Below are 20,625 nucleotides of genomic sequence, written 5' to 3'. Positions count from 1 at the left end.
GTTTAGCAGGGTTTTGGATTAAAGTGCCCAGCTTTTCTGGCCTTTTGGCATTTGCCAAGAACCATCAAAGCGGCCAGGGATCGGCAGGTAGTCGAGCGCCTGCGTAGCGCCGATCTCGGAAGTAAAGTAACCTGTCACAGTTAATCCTTTCATCTGCAGGAAAAAAGGCTTGTCAGCAACGGTAGTTTTCTTGATGATCTCGTTCTTTTGCGTTTGATCGAGTGAAACAAATCCCTTGTTGTAAGTCTGCTTACTCAATGCATCCACCTGATCGAGGCCGGCATAAAACTTCTTCTGCTCGTCGATCGCGTAACAATCCTGCAATACGCGGGTTATAAATTTCTCTGCACCGGCAGCTTTGGCGCCTGGCGTGCTGGTAGTGGGAATAATTACGTCAGCAACTTCTGCCAGAAGCGCTTCCTGGCTTTCTGTAATGGAAATAGAAGGGCCAAAATTCAACTTTTCCCCCATGATCCCGGCCATTAAAGGGGCCGAGAGGGTACCTCCCATGAGGAAGGTTATTTTTTGAACAGCTTCTCTACGGTTCATGGATTGGGTTTGATATGGTGAAATACGAAAAGGTATAATTGATCTTTAAATATAACACTGATCTCTTTTCAAACCAGCAATTTGGGACAGGAATGATGGAAATTCCCGATTGTTAATCCAACAGCGCCGCTTGCTCATCAAATATTTGAAGGTAGATTTTGAGGTAGCATATTTGAAGCATATTCTAGGCCTTTCTAGATCGCCGATCTCCCCGGTCGGCATATGACTGAAAAGGTTAAGTAATAGAGGAACGTTGAGTAAATAATGCAAATAACTTCTCTGAGATTTCAGGGAAGTTATTTTTTTGGCTCAAAATGAAGGCCGAATCATTATCCTGCCAAGTCTTAAAATGACGTTTCCTATGCCAGAAGGCATTAAAGCATAATCACCCGCTTTGGTTTGCTGGGATCATATTTTACGTGAATGCGCGCGCCGATCCGCAATGCGGCCAGTTCTGACACTTTTGTCCACCGGTCCAATTCAATCACGTAGTTCCGCATTCTTTTTGGCTCGACCTGCAATCTCAGCCTTATTTTGGCAATCGGGCCGCTGCGCGCTGCATTCAGCATTTCAACATCCAGGATCGTAGCCGCAGTTTCTTCGCCATGCGTTGCGATATCGCTCTTACATTGCTTTATCAGACGTTTTCGGATCACTTTTAAAAGTGTCGAAATGCCGAAGACAATAATGCCGGTCAGTAAGAATGTTTGCATATTTTTAGTTTAATTGAGCGCAGCTCAATTAAGGACGGCGGAAAGCCTTTCGCAAACGCGATTATTCAAAGGCTGAACAGCAATGAGCAACCGAAATAAGTTTGTGATGGTTTGTAGTAAATGTTCTATAATCCTCGGGGGCAACTTATCTAAATTATTAAACTGTCATTGATATGGAATACAGACAATTGGGCGCATCGGGCTTGAAAGTGCCTGTGCTGAGCTTCGGTACCGGGACTTTTGGCGGTGGCGGAGACTTCTTTAAGGCTTGGGGCAACACACAGGTGGACGAGGCTAAACAGCTGGTGGGCCTGTGCATGGACGCTGGAATCAACTTTTTCGATACTGCGAATGTGTACTCACAAGGTGCAGCTGAGGAAATACTTGGTAAAGCGATTATCGGAATGCGCGACCAGATTATCCTGTCTACAAAGGCTACATTTAAAATGGGGAGCAAGCCCAACGATTTCGGCTCGTCGCGGTTTCATCTTGTAAAAGCCTGCGAAGATAGCCTGCGTCGCCTGCAAACCGACTATATAGATATTTACCACATGCACGGTTTCGATGGCGTAACTCCCGTTGAAGAAACACTAAGTGCATTGGACGATCTGGTTCGTGCTGGAAAAATCAGGTATATAGCCTGTTCTAATTTCTCGGGCTGGCATCTGATGAAATCCCTTTCCGTTTCTGAACGGTATGGTTGGTCGAAGTACATTGCGCACCAGGCACATTATTCTTTGCTGAGCCGGGAGCTTGAATGGGAGCTGATGCCGCTTGCGTTGGATCAAAACGTTGGTACCATTGTGTGGAGCCCGCTTTCGGCTGGCCGACTGGGAGGTAAGTACCGCCGCAATCAGCCCATTCCCGCAGATGGCCGCATTGCGCAGGGCGGGGGAGAGGGGCCGGCTATTCCGGAGGACTTTTTCTATAATCTGATCGACGTGCTTGACGAGGTGGCGGGTGAAACCGGGAAAACAGTCGCGCAGGTTGCATTGAACTGGCTTTTGCAGCGCCCAACAGTGAGCAACATTGTTATTGGTGCCAGAAACGAGGACCAGCTGAAACAAAATCTCGGCGCTATCGGCTGGAACCTCAGCCTCGATCAGGTAAAGAAACTCGATGCAGCTAGCGAGAAAGCGCCTGTATATCCGTACTGGCATCAAAGAAAAAATCCGGATCTCAATCCGCTCCCTGATTTTTACGATCGCTTGAATCGCAGCTAGCGCCTTATTGCTTTTGCAGCTCGGGAATGAAGAGCTTGTGCTGGATTGCGTACACGATCAGATCAGTCGTGCGTTTCACCTCCATTTTGTCCATTACACTGCGGTGGTAATACTGTACGGTATGCACGCTCAATTTGAGATCGTATGCAATCTCCTTGATCGTGTGGCCGCCGCATACCCGCTGTAATACTTCATTTTCCCTGGGCGACAGGTGAAAAGCGAGCTGCTCGCCGGCAAATACGCTATTGATCAGCATATCCTTCAATGCTGTGCCAATAAACTGTTTGCCGGCGGCTACTGCAAAAATGCATTCACTGAACTCTTCAAATAAGGTATACCTGGACAACACGCCGTGTGCTCCGCGTTTGATTGTGCTTTTTACTACGTGAACGTCAGGCTCGTCGCAAAGCACGATTACTTTCAGCCCGTCGGGCAAAGCTGATTTACACTTTTCGAGCATATCGTGACCTTCCTCATCTACTATTGATGAGTTTACTACTGCTACGTCCGGACACTCGTCTGCCAACTCTTCCAAAAAGTCTTTTCCGGTAATGAATGTGTTTATACTATCGAACTCCGGATTTTGTAGTAGCAGCTGTTTTAGTGAGTCAATTAAAAGTAGGTTTACGTCTACAAGTGCAATTCTCATATCATTTTCGTGATTGGCTTCAAAGTCAGGCTTTAAAGCTTTTACATGTGTCTGCAATCTGGTTTTCAGTTACGCAGATAACACGATTTTAAGTGTTCAAATGGTGAATAATGCCTAAATAAAGCCATTTATTCGGATTAAGCTTCATTTTTCCTTCGAAAAATAATACTATTTATTTACCGGACGAGGCTATTCCTGTCGAAAACACCTTTCCTCTTTGTAGCTAAAATTAATTCGATACCTACTATAAACAACTGGTAAAATTATAGTAAAAATATGCGGGTTTTCTTTGATGGTTTAATGGACAATATTTGTGGCATATAGAACTATTGCTGCGCATAAATAGGACTATATCTGTCTATTCACATCAATTTAATTCGCAAACTATGTCTTCATCAGCTACCTAATTACCAGTCGCCTTTCTAACACGTTCTTCGGGGCTTTGAACAGGAAGCAATCCCGCCAAGCCGCGGGCCTTCTGTTCTGCGATCATCTCAGCATACAGGTTTTCCAGCCTATGCCATTACTCTACTAACTCATCTTTTCTATGACGACACGTTTTCAAAACCACTATCTATCGGGATATTCAGGCCGCCACGACGCTGCCATATTCTCAGATCAACCAGGATCTTTTAAAAAATATGCGGGCAAGTTCTTTGCTTTGATGCTGAGCTTGTTAATGCTGGCGCAAGCTTCCTTTGCGCAGCAGTCAAATCTGGTTTGTAACGATCAGACCAACTTTTCGGCACCAACGTTTGCCAATTTGACGGTAACGACAACAGTAGCCCCCAATAGCGGAGGAAATCAAACCACTGTAGCAAATACCTCTAATTTGACGGACAATGATGCTGCGACATCTGCTCAGGTTACACTGCGGGCGACCCGAAGTGGCACACTGTGTGGTACGGCCACAGATGCATCAGGAGTGATCAGGGTGGAAAGTCCCTCTGGTACTACTTACCAGCTAGGCAATTACGTAGGATTTATAACCAGTAATGATCTGGCGGATTTTGCCAGTGTGAACGTGGCAGCGACATTAAACGGGACCAGTGTCTCATCAACTTCAACCCCAATAATCTCTCAAATCGGGTCAAACCTTTATGAAGTTGGATTTGTAACAACAGGTAGCGGTAGTTTTAACGGTATTGAAATATCGCTCACTTTGGATGCACAACCATTACTTACCGGCTGCGGTACCGTTGAAGAATCCGTGAACATATACAACGCATTTCAGGTAAATTACTGCACAACGCCAGGTTTCCCTGTTAATATTGCCAAAAACGCGAGCTTACCTGATTTTAATGTAACTGCATCCAGTAGTGGCGGGAACCTCGCTCAACTTTTGACTGTGGGCGGAATCGTTGATGAAGGAAATGCGATCAGCAGAAGTACAGATGATTATGCGCGCCTTGTTCAGTTGGTAGGTAGCCTAGGAACTAAATTCCTTCAGGTTCATGATAATGTCACTACTTATCCCTCCGGAACGTTTGCCGGATTTGAAATAAGTACAGCAAGTACGCTGCAGGTTAATTTGCTATCTGATATTACCATACAAACAAGCCTGAATGGAACAGTTGTTGACTCTGAATCGGGCACCGGCCTTGTCGTATCGGGAGAGTTGCTGTCGGCAGGCAACAGGAAGACAATTGGTTTCACCTCTACCGGACCTTTTAACGAAGTTCGCATTATTTTCAACGGCTTGGGATTACTCGTAGGTGAAACGCGAATCTACAATGCGGTTTTCCAGCGCTTCGCAGAAGGTCCCGCGCTGGCGTGTAACACACCTACGCAACTGACAGCTCCTGCTTATCCGCTTACAGTCGGTCTTACCAATACCGGTCTTTCCGGAACTGCCTGTGTGGCTTGTTCGATCTCGGATCAAAACAATGTGATAGACGCAGATGTAAATACCCCGGCCACCATTAACGTTCTGGCTGCTGTGGGTGCAGAAGGTTCTATATCTGTTAAAAAAGAAGGGATTTCTTATCAGGCTGGTACTTTCGCAGGGTTCTCGATTGGTAATGCGCAGCTGGTTGGTTTGAGCCTTTTCAAAAACATTACCATTACGACTTACCTGGACGGAGAAGAGCAGGAATCTCAAAGTGGCACGGGAGGGCTGATCAATGTCGGCGTAATCACCGGCTCCCGTCAAACTGTCGGTTTTGTGACGAATGAAGAATTTGACGAAATCAGGATCACGGTCGAGCAAACGGCAGATGTTACTTCTACAACACTGGTTTACGGACCTGTGATTACAAACTTCTGTAATGATGGGGCGCTCACCTGCAATACACCGGTTAATGTAACAAATCCAAACTATGCAGTTTTTGTAAATGCAGCTAATACCGCGATCAACTCTGCACTATGTGCCAATTGCCAAATCACAGAATCGCAGGCTGTTGTGGATGGGTCGTCTTCCGACGATTACGCGAGCATCAATCTGGCTGCAGCAGTAGGCAACATAGCAGGATTTTCTGTTAAAAATGCGATCACCGACTATCCTGCCGGCACATACGCCGGGTTCGATATCCTTACCGGCTCTTTGCTGAATGTGGATGCGCTGGCAGCGATCCGGATTCGTACTTATCTGAACGGCGCTGAAACCGCTTACTCGGCGGGTACTGGATACACTGGAACTGCCTTGCTGGCAGGAGCGGGGCTACTTACATCATCCGGCCGCCAGACAGTTGGAGTTGTTGCAGAGGATGTGTTTGATGAAGTTAAGATTGAATTTACAAACCTCTTGAATGTGCCACTTGGTACAGTGCGTATTTACAACGCAGTTATTCAGCAGATGTGCAACAACAATCCGATTGTTTGCGGAACAACAGGCTTACTGGTTGCTCCCGCACAGCCGGTCGTGGTGGAAAGCTCCCGCACAGGTCTGACAGGTGTGTGTGCATTATGTGAGGTGCAGGATGCAAACAACGTCATTACCGCATCTACTTCGGACTTTGCAGTACTGAGAGTTCCGGTAGGTGCAGCAGGCTCTGCGTCCGTTTCTGTGAAAAACGGCGTGGTAACTTACGGTGCAGGAACAGTCGCAGGTTTTACGATCCAGGATCTTCAAGGGATTGTTTCATTGGATTTACTCCAGTCGCTGACACTCTCTACCTACCTGAATGGACAGCCAACCGGCGAAACCGCGTCAGGTAATACGCTGATCGCCCTACGTCTGCTGCTTCCATTGATTGGCAATGGTACGGAAAACGATATTTACAATGTGAACTTTACAGCTACCCAGCCGTTTGACGAGATCAGGCTTTCTGTTAATTCACTAGCTGGCTTGCTTAATCAGGTTCGGGTTTACGGAGCATTTGTAACACCATTTGCAGATGGTTGCCTGACACCAGGTCTGACATTCAATGAAATTCCTTATAATGCTTATGTAGCCACTGCATATAATGGAGTGAATCCTGTAAGTGTTGCAACATACACAGGTGAGGGTGAAACTTATTCAGTTGTGTCAGGAACTGGCTTCAACAGGCTGCCACCAGGATTGTCAATCGACCCGAATACGGGAGTGATCAGCGGGTTCCCGGATGAAAATTCACAGGGTATCTACACTTTCCTTGTAGAGGTGAGGGATTCAAATGGCAACCGGATTGGACAGAGAACATACCAGATCAATGTACAGGACAGTTCGCTACCCGTTACCCTGGCCAGCTTCACCGCCATCGCGGAGGGCATAACTACTTCGCTCAGCTGGGCTACTTCCGAAGAGGCAAACAGTGACCGCTTCGATGTGGAACGCAGCCAAAATGGTAAGGTTTGGTCGAAAATAGGCTCCGTTCAATCTGCTCAGGAGAGCAAAGGGATGAAGTACTACAACTTCTCGGATAACATGCCGGCAGGTGGAATGAATTACTACCGCTTGAAAATGGTCGACCTCGACGAAAGCTTTGCTTACAGCCAGATCAGGGAGGTTAAATTCGGATCCACTGGCTTTGTTTCTCCAAACCCGGTAAGATCAGGGGAAATGCTGAAAATCACGCTGACCGACTGGTCAAAAGTGAAGCAGGTACAAGTGATCAATGCAGCTGGAAAAATAGTGTTTGAATCCAGCAATGCGTTTTCTGCCGGTATCAACACCACTAATTTGTCGACTGGCTCTTACATTGTCAAAGTAATCCAGCTTGACGGCAATGTGTCGACGCACAGATTTGTTAAACAGTAGCCCTGTAAACACGATACACATTCAGACCGCCGGAATTTATCCGGCGGTTTGTTTTTTTATTCAACGGATTCGCCTCAATACACTCGAATATATTTGACAGCTGCGATATATACATATATTTGCGCAATAAGTTCTTGTACAACCTAGCCTAGTTATCGCACCTTATGCCCGGAAGAAAAAGCAAAAAACGTAAATGGAAAAAAGCGGCCATTGTCGTACTTAAATGGGTCAGCGCTATTTTGCCGGTTTGCGCGTTTATTTACATTCTTTATTACTACAAACAATTCGATTTTTTAAAGGAGAAAAAAGAAGCGGTTTCCAAAACCGAAGTAATCTCCAATTCGGACTCAGCGGCTACATTTTCCATGAATGCCAAAGAGGCGCTACTCAAAAAGATCCTGATTCAGAATAATGAGTGGCATTCCGTCGGTGGGGTAGCAATCCACAGTATGACAATCGTGAACGGAACAGACAAAAAACTGTCGAGCGTAGATGTGGAATTTAAATACCTGTCTGAAACGCAGTCGGTGGTTACCTCCAAGATTGTCAACGTAAAAGCGGCTGTTGCGCCTGGTAAGTCCTACAAGGTTTCCGGCGTAAGTGCCGGGTACGTCAACAACAGCGTAGTAGGTTGCGACACCAAGGTCGCCAACGCCAGATTCTAAGTTAAGTTGTGGTGTAAATTCCTCAAATTCATACTGTAACGCTTGCAAAAGCCTGGTATGATATTTTCATGTTTAAGGTCAGTAGTGTAAAACATCCTGACTAAAAACCTGAAAATTATGGCACAGCTACTTCAAAACTTCTACCTGATACTTCCGTATCTGTTCTTTGTGTTATTGCTGGTTGCCGGCGGCGTTGGAGTGTGGCTGATAGCACAACTGAAAAAGGGGAGCCACTACCAGAATTATTCAGTCGGAGACAGGCTTTTTATGAAGCGTAACGCGTCACGGCTACGAAAAATGCAATTGAATTAATAACGATCTTATATAAAGAAAAACATCCCGGATGCAAATGTATCCGGGATGTTTGATTTTACTCAACGTTATTGAAAACCATTGCTGGCTTTCAGGATCAAAATTAATGATTTGTTAACTCATAACCGAGACTTTTCTTGGAAACAATTATATAATTTGTTGTTTCTAAGTAGAAAAGGTTCTAAGCTGGGTTAAGGGAAAGTACCTCAATAAACTTCTTCAAATCAGATGCAGAATATTGCATTTTGTCTGCCTTTTCGTACTCTGAGAAAATAGACAGCATTCTGTTGTATTTAAGCATAGACGTCCCTTTGTGCGATTTTAGCTGTCTGCCTTTGTACTCACCATGCTGGTCCATCCTGTCAACCAGGTACGACATCATATAATAGTGCATTCCACTGTCTTCATCAAAACCTTCAAATTCGAGAGAAGAGAGGTCAAGTGTTTCTTTTTCATCGTCTGTCAGCAGCCGAATGGAGTCATTAATCCGGCCATACATTTTCATAATATCCGAAATTTCATTGTAAACGCTGATTGGTACCTCTTCATAGAGTGTATTAAATACTTTCGGGTAAAGACCTGTATAGCCTTTTTCAAGGATTTCTATCCTTCTTTCGTTGGCATCCTTCTCGGTTTCGTCACCTATAATTGCCAGAATTTTGCACTGATTAATGAGGAGCTGGCGTTGCAGCAAGGAGATGCTTTCAGGGATCATTTTCGTATAGATAGCTGTGGTATTGCGAGCAAGTTAGTAGCAAAATGTAGCAAAAGATATGAGATTAATCAACGGTCGCTCAGAAATTTGAAGCAATGCACGCATCTTTGTATTTATTCTTACTCAATTTCCGCTAAGCTTACCTTTTGATCATGGAAACTACTGAGAAACCTTCGCAGGGCGCGAACGATTTACTGCCCGGGAATGCCACCTTGCCGCCCACCCCGGAACAGCTAGCCGCATTTGTAGCAAGCCGGGAAACGGAGGAAAACATGCAGAAATTGGCCGGAAAGTTGACTGAGGAATGGGATGAAGAAATTGACACCACGCATAAGCCGGATCTTTCCTATGCCAGATTTGAAGAAAGGCGCAGGAGTGCGGGAGATCAGTAATCGTACCAGTCTCCCCACCAGTTCTGCAGCTTTTTCCGGATTTCTTCCTCGCGTGCATTTCTGCCGGGTTCAAAAAATTTGCTGCCTTTGATCTCGTCAGGCAGAAAGTTCTGCTTCGCAAAGTTGCCCTCGAATTCGTGGGCGTATTTATAATCCTTCCCGTAACCGATCTGCTTCATCAGCTTGGTAGGCGCATTGCGCAGGTGCAATGGGACGGGTAAATGCGCAGTTTTTTCAGCTGCCTGCATTGCCGCAGAAATCGCCGTGTAGCTCGCATTGCTCTTCGGAGAAGTTGCCAGATATATCGCTACTTGGGACAAAATAATGCGGCATTCGGGATAGCCCACTACATTTACGGCCTGCATGCATTCGTTCGCCATGATGATGGCGGTAGGATTTGCATTCCCGATATCTTCCGAAGCCAGGATCAGCATGCGTCGTGCGATAAACGCAGGATCTTCGCCGGCGACGATCATCCGCGCCATCCAGTAAAGTGCTCCATTCGGGTCACTTCCACGCAGCGACTTGATGAATGCAGAAATGATATCATAATGCTGCTCTCCCGATTTATCGTAACGCGCAATGTTCTGCTGGGCAACCTCAACTACCCATTCATCTGTAATCTCAATTTCAGTTACCTCACCTTTTGCCAGCACGACGAGTTCGAGCAGGTTCAGTAATTTTCTGCCGTCTCCGCCCGAAAGCCTGAATAATGCATCATAGGAATCAAACCTGATGTTTTTCTCGCTAAGCCATTTATCTTTTTCAAGTGCACGTTTGATCAGGTTTTTCAATTCATCCTCACCGAAAGCTTCAAGAATGTAAACCTGACAACGGGAGAGTAAAGCGGAATTGATCTCGAAAGAAGGGTTTTCCGTCGTCGCTCCGATCAGAGTAACCTGTCCCTTTTCTACTGCGCCGAGCAATGCATCCTGCTGACTTTTATTATAGCGATGTATTTCATCAATAAACAAAATAGCAGGAAAAAGACCCGAAGGTCGCGCCAGCACTTCGCGCAGATCTTTCACACCCGAACTGATCGCGCTCAGGTTGTAAAACTGGCGTTTGGTCGTTTCCGCAATCAGCAATGCAAGTGTCGTTTTACCAACCCCCGGCGGTCCCCAGAAAATCATCGAAGGGATTGCATTTTGTAGAATGGCGCGGCGCAGCGGACCTTTCGGACCCAGCAATTTTTCCTGACCAACAAAATCATCCAAAGTTCGGGGGCGCAAACGTTCTGCAAGCGGGGTGCTTAAAAGCGTCATTCAGGTGTATCTGGTTTGTTAATGGTACCCATATCAACAAAAAAAGCGTGGCTAAGTTCGCCACGCTTCTCTTCTCAAATAGTAAAAAGCTTAGAATGTAAGCCTGTCAAGTGTCATTTGTTTTTTAAGGTTACCCAAGGCACCAAAAACAAGATTGTATACCGATTGAATGTTGATTTTCATCAGATCGGCGATCTCGTGGTTATTCAGGTTCATGTAAAATTTTAGGAAGATCGCCTCACGCTGGCGGCGTGGAAGTCCATTGATCGCCACATTCAGGTGCTGGTTGGTCGATTCGAACTCTTCTTCCGAAATCAGGTGATTTTCGTGGGAAGGAGTGTTGATATGCCAGTATTCCACCGGGATATCTTCGTTGCTGGTGTGCTTTTGCTGTGCATTCAGGTGGCGCACCAGTTTTCTTTTAATTGACGCCATAAGATAAAACCGAACGGAAGTGGTATCACCCAGCGTCATTCGGTTTCTCCAGAGTTCAACGAACAGGTCGTGAATGCAGTCTTTAATTAATGGTTTGTCAATGGTAAACTGTGAACAGTACTGGTAAAGAATGTGAACGTAAGAGCGGTACAGGCATGCATAAGCATTTTCATCGCCTTTTCTGAATTGATCCCAAAAACAGAGTTCTTCTTCTTGCTTGTAGCGTAGGTGAGCCATTGTTTGGAAAGGATTTTGATTGGGGTTAGGAATTGGAATGTAATAATAAGGGTCATTATAACACTTGTAAATATATTTATAAAAAAACGTATTTAAAAAATATTTTCGTCAGAAAATTATATTTCAAAGTTTAATGTTGCTATTTCCTGATTTATGTAACTTATCGAATACTTAATGGCACAAAATTGAAGTTTGCGCCGTCAAAAAGGCCTTTGTCGCTCAGTTTCAATGCAGGTATCACAAGTAATGCCATAAATGACAAGCTCATAAAAGGCGATTTTAGGGTAGATTTCAGCTTGTCTTTCACAAATTGATCAATCTCCGTATAAGCCGCCGCTACTTTGTAGCCATCCTCGTCGCTCATCAACCCGGCAATCGGCAAGGCAAGCAGCTGCTCTTCCTCAACTCCGACAGCAGAAACGCCGCCCCTCGCTCCGATGATCAGGTTAACCGCCTTCGCAATTGCTTCGTCACTGGTACCCACAGCGATAATGTTGTGTGAATCGTGCGCGACAGAAGATGCAATAGCGCCGGATTTAAGGCCAAAATTCCGGATCAATGCAACTGCCGGTCTGGTATCCGAATACCGGTTTACGACAGCTATTTTCAGGATATCCTGATCTGTATCAACTGCGATCTGTCCGTTTTTCACTTGCACAGCCGCATTCAATTCTCCGGTAATCAACTGACCGTCAAACACCTCTATTACCCTTACTCCAATCTCGTTTTCTTTGCTATCAGTTGATAAACCAAATTCGTCCGCATTCTTAAAGCTGCATTCGAAATGGTTTGGATGCGCGCTCCTAAGGTCGGGAATGAGCGTTTTTCCGTTCTCAGCCACAGTTTCGCCATTGATCCTCGTTTCGAGAATCCGGAAATCAGTCAGGTTATTTACCAGGATCATGTCTGCAGGATCGCCAACTTTCAGCAAACCAACCGGCAGCTTGTAATGCAGCACAGGATTGATACAAGCGGCAAGCAGTACATCCCACAAGTTGTAGCCGAGCGCGAGCGCGCGTTTGACCAGTACATTAATATGTCCCTCTACCAGATTGTCCGGGTGCTTGTCGTCGGAGCAAAACATCATGTATTCCGGGAACTCGGCGATAAGCGGGATCAATGCGTCGAAGTTGCGGGCCGCACTTCCTTCGCGGATCAGGATTTTGACACCATAGTCAATTTTCTCACGTGCCTCCTCATACGTAAAGCATTCATGGTCAGTACTAATTCCGTTTGATGCATACTTCTTGGCTGCTTCACCACGCAGTCCGGGGGCGTGTCCGTCTATTACCTTATTATAATGCTTTGCCCAGGCGATCTTTTGCATCATATCCGGATCCTCATTCAATACACCGGGAAAATTCATTACCTCGGCCAAGTAGCCAATTTCCGGCTTCGCGAGCAGCATTCCGACCTGCTCTGCGTCAATGGTCGCGCCGGCTGTTTCAAAAGCAGTGGCCGGAACGCAGGAAGGTGCGCCAAAACAAAACTTGAATGGCACGCGCTTACCGTCTTCAATCATAAATTCCACGCCGGATAAGCCCAATACGTTGCCGATTTCATGTGGGTCTGAAACGGTTGCTACGGTACCATGCACTACCGCAAGCCGGGCAAATTGCGCGGGCGTGAGCATGGCGCTTTCTATATGTACGTGCGCATCGATAAATCCTGGCATCGCATAAGGAAGGTCAGGATCTTCCTGGCCTGTATTTTCAATGCGAACTATCCTGCCGGCTGCCATTTCCAGTTCGGCGGCGTAAACTGATTTCTCTTGTATATCAACGATATTGACTTTCATAATGCGGGATTGAGGGTGGTAAGGTGCCCGGAAATCGGGATTTTCCTGAATTCTTTCTGATAGTGCATCGGACTTTTTCCGGTATGCAGCTTAAAGTACTTATTGAAATTGGCAAAATTGTTAAAACCGCTTTCGAAACATACCTGGGCAATAGGCAGCTTGGCTTCCGACAGCAGCTTGCAGGCGTGACCAATGCGAAGTTCGAGTAAAAACTGGGAATACGTTTTCCTGCTCCTGCTTTTAAAATACCGGCAAAATGAATGCGGACTGATATTGGCCACCTCCGATATCTCCTCAATAGATATCTTCTTTTGGAAGTTACTGAGGGAATACTGGTATATGTGATTGATCCTATCGGTGTCAAACTGATCATATTCGTGAAGGTTGGGCGTATCAGTCAGCAACTCCACGCCGGCGCAATGCGACAGGCTTTCGAGAATTTGCAGCAGTGAAATAATGGAATTTCCATTGGTTTGGTCTAAAAGATCTTTCAGCAGCTTTTTGACAGTTTGGGTACCTGCGCCGGAGATCTTCATCCCTAACCTGGCTTTTACAAGCAATTCTGAAATGGACTTGTTTTCAGGAAGTTCAAGAAAGGATTTGCCAAAAATATCTTCAGAGAAGTGTAATACGGTAGCTTGTGCGTACAACTGGCTTTCACGATCGAAATACTTTTCATCACATCGCCAGTAATGCGGCAGGTTTGGTCCGATCAGTAGCAGGTCGCCATTCTGGAAGCTGCTGATATTGTCACCAACAAACTGGGTTCCAGAGCCTTGTTCAATGTGGATCAGTTCAAGTTCGGGGTGATAATGCCAGCGGTTGTAAAAGTAGAGTACCACGTCCTGCCGGATGCTGAAAGATTTTTGCAAACCTTTGGGTACTTTGAGCAGCTGCGGTTTCATAAATAATTACAGGATTAATCCTTAAATTAGAAATATATGCCAATATAGTTGAATAATTTGCTACGATATTCATTTCTGATATTGATATATTATGTTGTTTTGTTTCAAGATTCCAATATCATCCACCATCCTGATCTGTATTAATAATCGTTAAATTATGGCTTCACAGCTTTTGAAAATACATCCTTCTGACAATGTTATAGTTGCTCTCCGCGATTTGCCGGCCGGCGCTCAGGTTAACTGGTACGGCGCTGATTATGGATTGCAATATGGTGTTTCGGCCAAGCACAAGTTTGTAACAGAAGACATTGAAACCGGCGGCGCTATCATTATGTACGGCGTGCTCGTTGGCCGTGCTACCCAGCCGATCAAAAAGGGAGAGCCAATCACAACTTTTAATCTCAAACACGACGCGCACGATTACAGCACTGCCAAGCGTCAGCCTTATTCTTATACACAACCAGATGTAAGTAAATGGGTTAACCGTACTTTCAATGGATATCACCGGGAAGATGGCCGCGTAGGTACCTATAATTACTGGCTCGTGCTGCCGCTGGTTTTTTGTGAAAACCGCAACGTTTTGATCATGAAGGATGCATTTGAGCGGGAGCTGGGTTATGCACAAACCGATATGTATCGCGACCAGGTAAGAGAGTTCCTGCATTTGTACCAGGCAGGAGATATGCGCAGGATCAAAAGTCTGGAAACGTTCGTGGATGCGCCGGTGCAAGCCAGGAGAAAGCCGGAGCGGCCGTTTGCCAATGTAGACGGGGTGAAATTCCTTACCCACGAAGGTGGATGCGGAGGTACCCGCTTCGATGCCAATACTTTATGTGCTCTTTTCGCTGCTTATGCAGTACATCCCAATGTGGCCGGTATCACCGTACTGAGTCTGGGTTGCCAGAACTCGGAGCTGAAAACGCTGGAAGACGAGATCAGGAAACGTGACCCGAATTTCAACAAACCTTTCTTTGCATTTGAACACCAGAAAGGTACCGAGTACTCGCTTATGTCAGGCGCTATCAAGGAGACTTTCATGGGATTGACCAAAATAAATACATTTGAAAGATCACCTGCGCCATTGTCCAAGCTTTCAGTCGGACTGAAATGCGGCGGCTCCGATGGATTCTCGGGTATTTCTGCAAACCCTGTACTGGGGCATTTGTCTGATCTGGTGGTGGGGCTGAACGGGCAAACTTTGCTGGCAGAATTTCCGGAGCTGAATGGGGTAGAGCAGGAGCTCCTGAACCGCTGCGTGACAGAAGAAAAAGCAGCGAAGTTTGAGAAGCTGATGCGCGACTATGCAGGAAAAGCGGAAGCAGTAGGTTCGGCATTTGCATTTAATCCTTCGCCAGGTAATATCAAGGATGGATTGATTACGGATGCGATCAAGTCTGCCGGAGCAGCGCGAAAAGGTGGAAATGCATTCATTTCAGATGTTTTGAATTACACCGAAAGAGCTACTGAATCAGGCTTGCAGCTGGTTTGTACACCTGGTAATGATGTGGAAGCAACCACGGGACAAACTGCGGCGGGGGCTAATATCATCCTTTTCACAACAGGACTGGGAACGCCGACAGGCAACCCGATCTGTCCGGTGGCAAAAGTGGCTACGAACTCGGCGCTGGCCAACCGGATGCCGGATGTGATCGACTTTGATTGCGGACCTGTTGTAGACGGTACGCAAACGATCGAACAGAATGCAGAAGCCTTGCTGGAATACGTCATCAATGTAGCCAGCGGGGAGCTTACCAAGGCGCAGCAACTCGGTCAGGACGATTTCATTCCCTGGAAAAGGGGCGTTTCACTCTGATCAAAGATTTGATCCAAAAAACAGGAAAGCAGGGTATATATCGTTAAAAAAGGCCTTTTTCTTTTATACTAACACTAAATGCATGTTTGATTTAAGTGGAAAAACAGCGCTGGTTACAGGCGGCGCGAGCGGTATCGGGTTAGCCATTTCAAAGACTTTCGCAAAGCAGGGTGCCACAGTGCATATCCTGGAACTGAATATTGATCTGGCCAAACAAGTTGCCAATGAGCTTGTTGCAGATGGCGGGAAAGCCGAAGCGCACGCAGTAGATATTTCCAAACAAGCCGATGTGGTGAATGTGGTCAATGCGATCGCCACCAATTCTCCGATCCATATTCTTGTAAACAATGCGGGTATCGCGCACATAGGCAAGGCAGATACGACTTCCGAGATCGATTTCGACCGGATTATGAGCGTCAATGTAAAAGGTGTTTACAACTGTCTGATGGCGACTATTCCGCATTTGAAAGCGAATGGCGGCGGCGTAATCCTGAATATGGCTTCCATTGCAGCCACGGTAGGTATCCCTGACAGGTTTGCATATTCCACAGCCAAAGGCGCGGTTTACTCTATGACCTTATCAGTCGCGCGGGACTATCTCGTGGAAGGGATACGCTGTAACAGCATTTCCCCGGCGCGCGTGCACACGCCATTTGTAGATGGGTTTATCGCGAAGAACTATCCGGGTAAAGAAGAAGAAATGTTCGAAAAACTATCGAAAACGCAGCCCATCGGAAGAATGGCGAAACCGGAAGAAATAGGAGCCCTGGCACTATACCTCTGCTCCGACGAAGCCGGCTTCATCACAGGCTGCGATTATCTGATCGATGGTGGATTTGAGAAGTTGAATAATTAGGGGGCTGTCGGCCGTCGGCAATCGGCTGTCGGCTTTTTTGCAGCAAGCTGCTTTGCATTACTAGGCAGCATATATTAAAGATTAACAACAACAACATAAACACAGGCCGAAAGCTGACTGCCGAAAGCCGAGGTAAAAATCAATCTAACCAAACACAGGCCGAAAGCCGACTGCCGAAGGCCGAAGTAAATAGGCCGAAAGCTGACAGCTGAAAGCCGAAGTAAAAAAAATGAAACTATTCCGATTTGGTGCTTTTGAGCAGGAGAAACCAGGGGTTGAACTTGCTGATGGTAAGAAAATAGATGTCTCCGCATTCGGGGAAGATTATAATGAGAAATTCTTCGCAACTGGCGGTCTGAGCCGGTTAAGCGAGTGGTTGGACACGAATGCAGCTACTGCGCCGGCGGTAGAAGATGGTTTCCGGTTCGGATCCTGCATTGCGCGGCCTTCCAAGATCGTCTGCATTGGAATGAACTACGCGAAGCATGCTTACGAATCGGGCGCTACGGAACTGCCGAAAGAGCCGATCGTATTCTTCAAATCCACTTCTGCGCTTTGCGGACCATTTGATCAGGTGATCATCCCACGAAATTCAGAAAAGACGGACTGGGAAGTGGAGCTGGCCGTAATTATCGGTAAAAAGGCGAGCTATGTAGACGAAGTGAATGCATTGGAGTATGTAGCCGGCTATGCCGTGCATAATGACTACTCAGAGCGTGCATTCCAAATGGAGCGCGGCGGCCAGTGGGTGAAGGGTAAAAGCAATGATACTTTCGCGCCGCTCGGACCTTATCTGGTAACCAGCGACGAAGTAGGAAATGCCAACAACCTTGATTTATGGCTGAGCCTGAATGGAGACAAAATTCAGGATAGCAATACTTCCGACATGATATTTCAGGTGCCTTTCCTGATCAGCTACCTCAGCCAGTTTATGACATTGCTGCCGGGTGATGTGATCACCACAGGCACCCCCGCCGGTGTAGGTCTCGGTATGAAGCCGCAGGTATACCTTAAACCAGGCGATGTAGTGGAGCTTGGCATTGAAAAGCTGGGTAACCAAAAGCAGGAAGCAGTTGCGTGGAAAGCGCTCATTAAATAATATCAAAACAATGACCATAGACAGTCACCAGCATTTCTGGATTTTTGATGAAGAAAGAGATTCGTGGATTACGCCGGAAATGGGTGCGATCCGGAAGAATTTTTTACCGGAGAATCTTTGGCCCGTGCTCAGGCAAAACGGGGTAAATGGCTGTGTGGCTGTGCAGGCTTCTTCAACTGATTCGGAAACCGAGTTTCTACTTCAACTCGCCGAAGCCAACGATTTTATCAAAGGTGTTGTAGGCTGGGTCGATTTGTTTTCATCCGATTTGTATCGCAAGCTGGAAAGGTATTCACAGTTTGAGAAGCTGAGAGGCTTCCGGCACGTGGCGCAGGGACAACCCGGGGGTTTTTTGCTACAACCTGATTTTATCAAAGGCGTAGGTCAGCTCGTTGCATTTGACTTTGCCTATGATATCCTCATTTACCAGAACCAGCTGAAAGAAGCTTTCAATTTTGCTGTGAAGTTGCCCAATGTTCGTTTTGTGCTGGATCATATTGCCAAGCCCAAGATCAAAAATGGTGAGCTTAAACCCTGGGCTGATGATATACGTGCCCTCGCAGAGCTGCCCAATGTAAGCTGCAAAGTGTCGGGTATGGTTACCGAAGCCGATTGGGCCAATTGGGAAAAAGCCGATTTCAGGCCGTACCTGGATACTGTATTTGAAGCATTTGGTACCGAAAGACTGATGTTTGGCTCTGACTGGCCAGTGTGCCTGGTCGCGGCGGAATATGAAGGTGCGAAAGGTATCCTGACCGATTATCTGAGCATGTTTTCCGATTCGGAAGTACGGCAGGTAATGGGTAAGAATGCAATCGATTTTTATAAGCTGGATATCTAAATAAAACAAAATGAAAAGGTACTGTCTTGCTGTCGACCTGGTTGACGATCCTGTGATGATCAGCGAATACGAAGCTTATCACAAGCAGCTCAGACCGGAAATCGAGAAGAGTATCAGGGATGCGGGCATTACGCAAATGGAGATTTTCCGGCTTGGCGACAGGTTGTTCATGATCATGGAAACGGAAGATGATTTCAGTTTTGATAATAAAGCCCAAATGGATGCGGCAAATGCCAAAGTTCAGGAATGGGAACAATTAATGTGGAAATACCAAAAGGCGCTGCCCCAGGCCAAGCCTGGTGAAAAGTGGGTTTTGATGGACAGGATTTTTGCCCTCGAACCATAGCAATTTTGTGAACCAGATTCGAATAGTTTGAGCAGACTAGGCTATATTTTACTGATTACAATTGTTTCATGCAGCTTATCGGCATCGCAGCCGCGCCGCGCAACGGAAGTGAAAGTAATGAGCTTCAATATCCGGCACGGTCTCAATCTGAAAGAGGAGTCGAACCTGAGGGATATTCTTAAAATTATCTCCGACCACAAGCCCGACCTGATTGCTTTACAAGCAGTTGACAGCTTGGTGGATAAGAGAAAAACGCAGTTTCAGCTCCGGCAGATCGCCGTACAAACCGGAATGCATTACTTGTACGGAGTGGCCGACCGCTCGGAAAACGGGTCGCAGGGTGTGGGGATATTGTCGAGGTGGACTTTTGAAAATACTCAATCCATTGCTTTGCCTACCACGCAGGGAGCAGATCCGAAAGTGCTGCTTTGCGGACTTGTCAATCCGGTAAAGGGACTTACGTTCCGGATTTGCAGCTCGCGGCTTGAATATGCCTCGGTAATGGACCGGGCTTTACAGGCTGCCTATATTAACCAGATGCTGGTCAACAGCATTCAGCCAGTGCTGATCGGAATGGATATGGGCGCGCGTCCTAATGAGCAGCCTTACTTTTCATTCCGTAAAAATTGGCAGGATGCAGCACAAGGCTCGCAAATGCAAACGTGGAATGAAGGATTGCCGGGCGACAGGCTCGATTACATTTTTGCATTGCTGAATAACAGAGTACGCGTCAAGAACTATAAAGTTCTGCGGAACTATCCAGAAGTTTCGGATCACTATCCTATCCTTGCCACCATTGAATTTTGGTAAAATGAATTACTCAAACCTCAAAATCGGATTATTTATTCCCTGTTATGTTGATCAGTTTTATCCGCAGGTAGGTATCGCAACTCTCGAACTGCTGGAAAAACTGGGCTGCCGGGTTACATTTCCGCTGAATCAGACTTGTTGCGGCCAACCGATGGCTAACTCGGGTTTTGAGCACCTTTCGAGATCCTGTGATAACCTGTTTTTTGACCAGTTTTCGGAATGCGACTACGTGGTTTCGCCCTCGGGTAGCTGTGTGTTGCATATTAAAGAGCATTTGAAAGCAGATAATCGTGCGGACGAGTCGAAGGTTTTGCGCAAGAGAGTGTATGAGTTGGTTGAATTCATTACCGATATCCTGAAAATAGACCATATCGAAGCAGAGTTTCCGTACCGCGTCGGACTTCACCAGGGTTGCCACGGGCAAAGAGGGCTACATCTTTCGCAAATGTCGGAGCTTAATGCGGAGCCGTTTTCAAAACCGGTCACTCTTTTAAAGCAGGTGCGTGGATTGGAGCTGATCGACCTGGACCGTATGGATGAATGCTGCGGTTTTGGCGGAACGTTTTGTGTGAGTGAAGAAGCAGTGTCGGTGAAAATGGGTAAGGACAGGGTTGCTGATCACATCAGGCACAATGCTGAATTTATTACAGGCTCGGATATGAGCTGCCTGATGCATTTAGGCGGGATTTTAAAGCGGAACAATTCAAAGGTCCAGATAAAGCATATAGCCGAAATTTTGAACAGCGCTATAAAACAAATACCGGAACCCATCGCGTGAGTCCCGGTACTTTACAAAGTTTACGGATGTGCTCCGTGCCGGTTCAG

The 20,625-nt window shown here is 46.4% G+C and carries 20 protein-coding genes; 12 read left to right on the top strand and 8 right to left on the bottom strand.

Going from position 1 to position 20,625, the window contains the following annotated elements:
• Positions 1 to 18: 18 nt before the first annotated feature.
• Both AC1XTG_RS11090 and AC1XTG_RS11085 read right to left on the bottom strand, forming a co-directional pair.
• Entirely contained in the window at positions 19 to 549 is a 531-nt protein-coding gene (locus AC1XTG_RS11090) for a gluconate 2-dehydrogenase subunit 3 family protein (protein ID WP_056282750.1), read from the bottom strand.
• Between the two features lie 374 nt (positions 550 to 923).
• A complete protein-coding gene (locus AC1XTG_RS11085; RefSeq protein WP_056282753.1) occupies positions 924 to 1,262 on the bottom strand; it encodes a DUF3592 domain-containing protein in 339 nt (112 codons plus the stop codon).
• Positions 1,263 to 1,435: 173 nt separating this feature from the next.
• Between AC1XTG_RS11085 and AC1XTG_RS11080 the strand changes: the two genes are divergently transcribed.
• Entirely contained in the window at positions 1,436 to 2,485 is a 1,050-nt protein-coding gene (locus AC1XTG_RS11080; protein ID WP_484842037.1) for an aldo/keto reductase, read from the top strand.
• 4 nt (positions 2,486 to 2,489) lie between these two features.
• On the opposite strand, the gene AC1XTG_RS11075 is transcribed toward AC1XTG_RS11080, so the two are convergent.
• Complete coding sequence (locus AC1XTG_RS11075; protein WP_484842036.1) at positions 2,490 to 3,134, bottom strand: response regulator transcription factor; 645 nt, start codon at positions 3,132 to 3,134, stop codon at positions 2,490 to 2,492.
• A gap of 547 nt (positions 3,135 to 3,681) precedes the next feature.
• Between AC1XTG_RS11075 and AC1XTG_RS11070 the strand changes: the two genes are divergently transcribed.
• The 3 genes from AC1XTG_RS11070 (at position 3,682) to AC1XTG_RS11060 (ending at position 8,288) form a co-directional block, all read left to right on the top strand.
• Complete coding sequence (locus tag AC1XTG_RS11070; RefSeq protein WP_484842035.1) at positions 3,682 to 7,311, top strand: putative Ig domain-containing protein; 3,630 nt, start codon at positions 3,682 to 3,684, stop codon at positions 7,309 to 7,311.
• A gap of 164 nt (positions 7,312 to 7,475) precedes the next feature.
• On the top strand, positions 7,476 to 7,976 hold the full coding sequence (locus AC1XTG_RS11065) for a hypothetical protein (protein ID WP_056282765.1): 501 nt from the start codon (positions 7,476 to 7,478) through the stop codon (positions 7,974 to 7,976).
• A 117-nt stretch (positions 7,977 to 8,093) separates the two neighbouring features.
• The gene (locus tag AC1XTG_RS11060; protein ID WP_031527555.1) at positions 8,094 to 8,288 is read left to right on the top strand and encodes a hypothetical protein; all 195 of its coding nucleotides are present in this window, start codon (positions 8,094 to 8,096) and stop codon (positions 8,286 to 8,288) included.
• A gap of 181 nt (positions 8,289 to 8,469) precedes the next feature.
• On the opposite strand, the gene AC1XTG_RS11055 is transcribed toward AC1XTG_RS11060, so the two are convergent.
• Positions 8,470 to 9,003, bottom strand: coding sequence for a YfbU family protein (locus AC1XTG_RS11055; protein ID WP_484842034.1), 534 nt, complete (start codon positions 9,001 to 9,003; stop codon positions 8,470 to 8,472).
• A gap of 152 nt (positions 9,004 to 9,155) precedes the next feature.
• On the opposite strand from AC1XTG_RS11055, the gene AC1XTG_RS11050 reads away from it, so the two are divergent.
• Positions 9,156 to 9,395, top strand: a complete 240-nt coding sequence (locus AC1XTG_RS11050; RefSeq protein WP_484842033.1) for a hypothetical protein — start codon at positions 9,156 to 9,158, stop codon at positions 9,393 to 9,395.
• On the opposite strand, the gene AC1XTG_RS11045 is transcribed toward AC1XTG_RS11050, so the two are convergent.
• From AC1XTG_RS11045 to AC1XTG_RS11030, 4 genes are all read right to left on the bottom strand, one after another.
• A complete protein-coding gene (locus AC1XTG_RS11045) occupies positions 9,389 to 10,660 on the bottom strand; it encodes a replication-associated recombination protein A (protein ID WP_484842032.1) in 1,272 nt (423 codons plus the stop codon). The genes AC1XTG_RS11050 and AC1XTG_RS11045 overlap by 7 nt on opposite strands.
• 90 nt (positions 10,661 to 10,750) lie before the next feature.
• Entirely contained in the window at positions 10,751 to 11,332 is a 582-nt protein-coding gene (locus tag AC1XTG_RS11040) for an RNA polymerase sigma factor (RefSeq protein WP_015815162.1), read from the bottom strand.
• A 160-nt stretch (positions 11,333 to 11,492) separates the two neighbouring features.
• Entirely contained in the window at positions 11,493 to 13,130 is a 1,638-nt protein-coding gene (ade, locus tag AC1XTG_RS11035) for an adenine deaminase (RefSeq protein ID WP_484842031.1), read from the bottom strand.
• Positions 13,127 to 14,035 carry an AraC family transcriptional regulator gene (locus AC1XTG_RS11030; RefSeq protein WP_484842030.1) on the bottom strand — a complete coding sequence of 303 codons (909 nt, stop codon included), beginning with the start codon at positions 14,033 to 14,035 and terminating at the stop codon, positions 13,127 to 13,129. The genes ade and AC1XTG_RS11030 overlap by 4 nt, the downstream gene beginning before the upstream one ends.
• Positions 14,036 to 14,192: 157 nt before the next feature.
• Here AC1XTG_RS11030 and AC1XTG_RS11025 point away from each other — a divergent pair, with 157 nt between their 5' ends.
• From AC1XTG_RS11025 to AC1XTG_RS10995, 7 genes are all read left to right on the top strand, one after another.
• Positions 14,193 to 15,848: a UxaA family hydrolase gene (locus tag AC1XTG_RS11025; RefSeq protein ID WP_484842029.1), complete on the top strand. Its 1,656-nt coding sequence runs from the start codon at positions 14,193 to 14,195 to the stop codon at positions 15,846 to 15,848.
• An 82-nt stretch (positions 15,849 to 15,930) separates the two neighbouring features.
• Positions 15,931 to 16,704: an SDR family NAD(P)-dependent oxidoreductase gene (locus AC1XTG_RS11020; RefSeq protein ID WP_484842028.1), complete on the top strand. Its 774-nt coding sequence runs from the start codon at positions 15,931 to 15,933 to the stop codon at positions 16,702 to 16,704.
• 229 nt (positions 16,705 to 16,933) lie between these two features.
• Complete coding sequence (locus AC1XTG_RS11015) at positions 16,934 to 17,803, top strand: fumarylacetoacetate hydrolase family protein (protein WP_484842027.1); 870 nt, start codon at positions 16,934 to 16,936, stop codon at positions 17,801 to 17,803.
• Positions 17,804 to 17,813: 10 nt separating this feature from the next.
• On the top strand, positions 17,814 to 18,644 hold the full coding sequence (locus AC1XTG_RS11010; RefSeq protein WP_484842026.1) for an amidohydrolase family protein: 831 nt from the start codon (positions 17,814 to 17,816) through the stop codon (positions 18,642 to 18,644).
• 10 nt (positions 18,645 to 18,654) lie between these two features.
• Positions 18,655 to 18,990 carry an L-rhamnose mutarotase gene (locus AC1XTG_RS11005; RefSeq protein ID WP_056282798.1) on the top strand — a complete coding sequence of 112 codons (336 nt, stop codon included), beginning with the start codon at positions 18,655 to 18,657 and terminating at the stop codon, positions 18,988 to 18,990.
• Between the two features lie 27 nt (positions 18,991 to 19,017).
• Positions 19,018 to 19,800: an endonuclease/exonuclease/phosphatase family protein gene (locus AC1XTG_RS11000; protein WP_484842025.1), complete on the top strand. Its 783-nt coding sequence runs from the start codon at positions 19,018 to 19,020 to the stop codon at positions 19,798 to 19,800.
• 1 nt (position 19,801) lies between these two features.
• Positions 19,802 to 20,578, top strand: coding sequence for a (Fe-S)-binding protein (locus AC1XTG_RS10995; protein ID WP_056282801.1), 777 nt, complete (start codon positions 19,802 to 19,804; stop codon positions 20,576 to 20,578).
• The last annotated feature ends 47 nt before the right edge of the window (positions 20,579 to 20,625 follow it).

The organism is Dyadobacter sp. HNCC25DJ183 (assembly GCF_056895175.1).
Note: the sequence above shows the minus strand (reverse complement) of the source record. Positions and strands in the feature narration are given on the sequence as shown.

Bases quoted from the DNA above. Each gene is read 5' to 3' on its own strand.
- AC1XTG_RS11015 (WP_484842027.1), top strand. From the start codon at position 16,934: ATGAAACTATTCCGATTTGGTGCTTTTGAGCAGGAGAAACCAGGGGTT.
- AC1XTG_RS11040 (WP_015815162.1), bottom strand. From the start codon at position 11,332: ATGGCTCACCTACGCTACAAGCAAGAAGAAGAACTCTGTTTTTGGGAT.
- AC1XTG_RS11060 (WP_031527555.1), top strand. From the start codon at position 8,094: ATGGCACAGCTACTTCAAAACTTCTACCTGATACTTCCGTATCTGTTC.
- AC1XTG_RS11050 (WP_484842033.1), top strand. From the start codon at position 9,156: ATGGAAACTACTGAGAAACCTTCGCAGGGCGCGAACGATTTACTGCCC.
- AC1XTG_RS11070 (WP_484842035.1), top strand. From the start codon at position 3,682: ATGACGACACGTTTTCAAAACCACTATCTATCGGGATATTCAGGCCGC.
- AC1XTG_RS11005 (WP_056282798.1), top strand. From the start codon at position 18,655: ATGAAAAGGTACTGTCTTGCTGTCGACCTGGTTGACGATCCTGTGATG.
- AC1XTG_RS11090 (WP_056282750.1), bottom strand. From the start codon at position 549: ATGAACCGTAGAGAAGCTGTTCAAAAAATAACCTTCCTCATGGGAGGT.
- AC1XTG_RS11010 (WP_484842026.1), top strand. From the start codon at position 17,814: ATGACCATAGACAGTCACCAGCATTTCTGGATTTTTGATGAAGAAAGA.
- AC1XTG_RS11065 (WP_056282765.1), top strand. From the start codon at position 7,476: ATGCCCGGAAGAAAAAGCAAAAAACGTAAATGGAAAAAAGCGGCCATT.
- AC1XTG_RS11025 (WP_484842029.1), top strand. From the start codon at position 14,193: ATGGCTTCACAGCTTTTGAAAATACATCCTTCTGACAATGTTATAGTT.
- AC1XTG_RS11055 (WP_484842034.1), bottom strand. From the start codon at position 9,003: ATGATCCCTGAAAGCATCTCCTTGCTGCAACGCCAGCTCCTCATTAAT.
- AC1XTG_RS10995 (WP_056282801.1), top strand. From the start codon at position 19,802: ATGAATTACTCAAACCTCAAAATCGGATTATTTATTCCCTGTTATGTT.
- AC1XTG_RS11075 (WP_484842036.1), bottom strand. From the start codon at position 3,134: ATGAGAATTGCACTTGTAGACGTAAACCTACTTTTAATTGACTCACTA.
- AC1XTG_RS11030 (WP_484842030.1), bottom strand. From the start codon at position 14,035: ATGAAACCGCAGCTGCTCAAAGTACCCAAAGGTTTGCAAAAATCTTTC.
- ade (WP_484842031.1), bottom strand. From the start codon at position 13,130: ATGAAAGTCAATATCGTTGATATACAAGAGAAATCAGTTTACGCCGCC.
- AC1XTG_RS11045 (WP_484842032.1), bottom strand. From the start codon at position 10,660: ATGACGCTTTTAAGCACCCCGCTTGCAGAACGTTTGCGCCCCCGAACT.
- AC1XTG_RS11085 (WP_056282753.1), bottom strand. From the start codon at position 1,262: ATGCAAACATTCTTACTGACCGGCATTATTGTCTTCGGCATTTCGACA.
- AC1XTG_RS11080 (WP_484842037.1), top strand. From the start codon at position 1,436: ATGGAATACAGACAATTGGGCGCATCGGGCTTGAAAGTGCCTGTGCTG.
- AC1XTG_RS11020 (WP_484842028.1), top strand. From the start codon at position 15,931: ATGTTTGATTTAAGTGGAAAAACAGCGCTGGTTACAGGCGGCGCGAGC.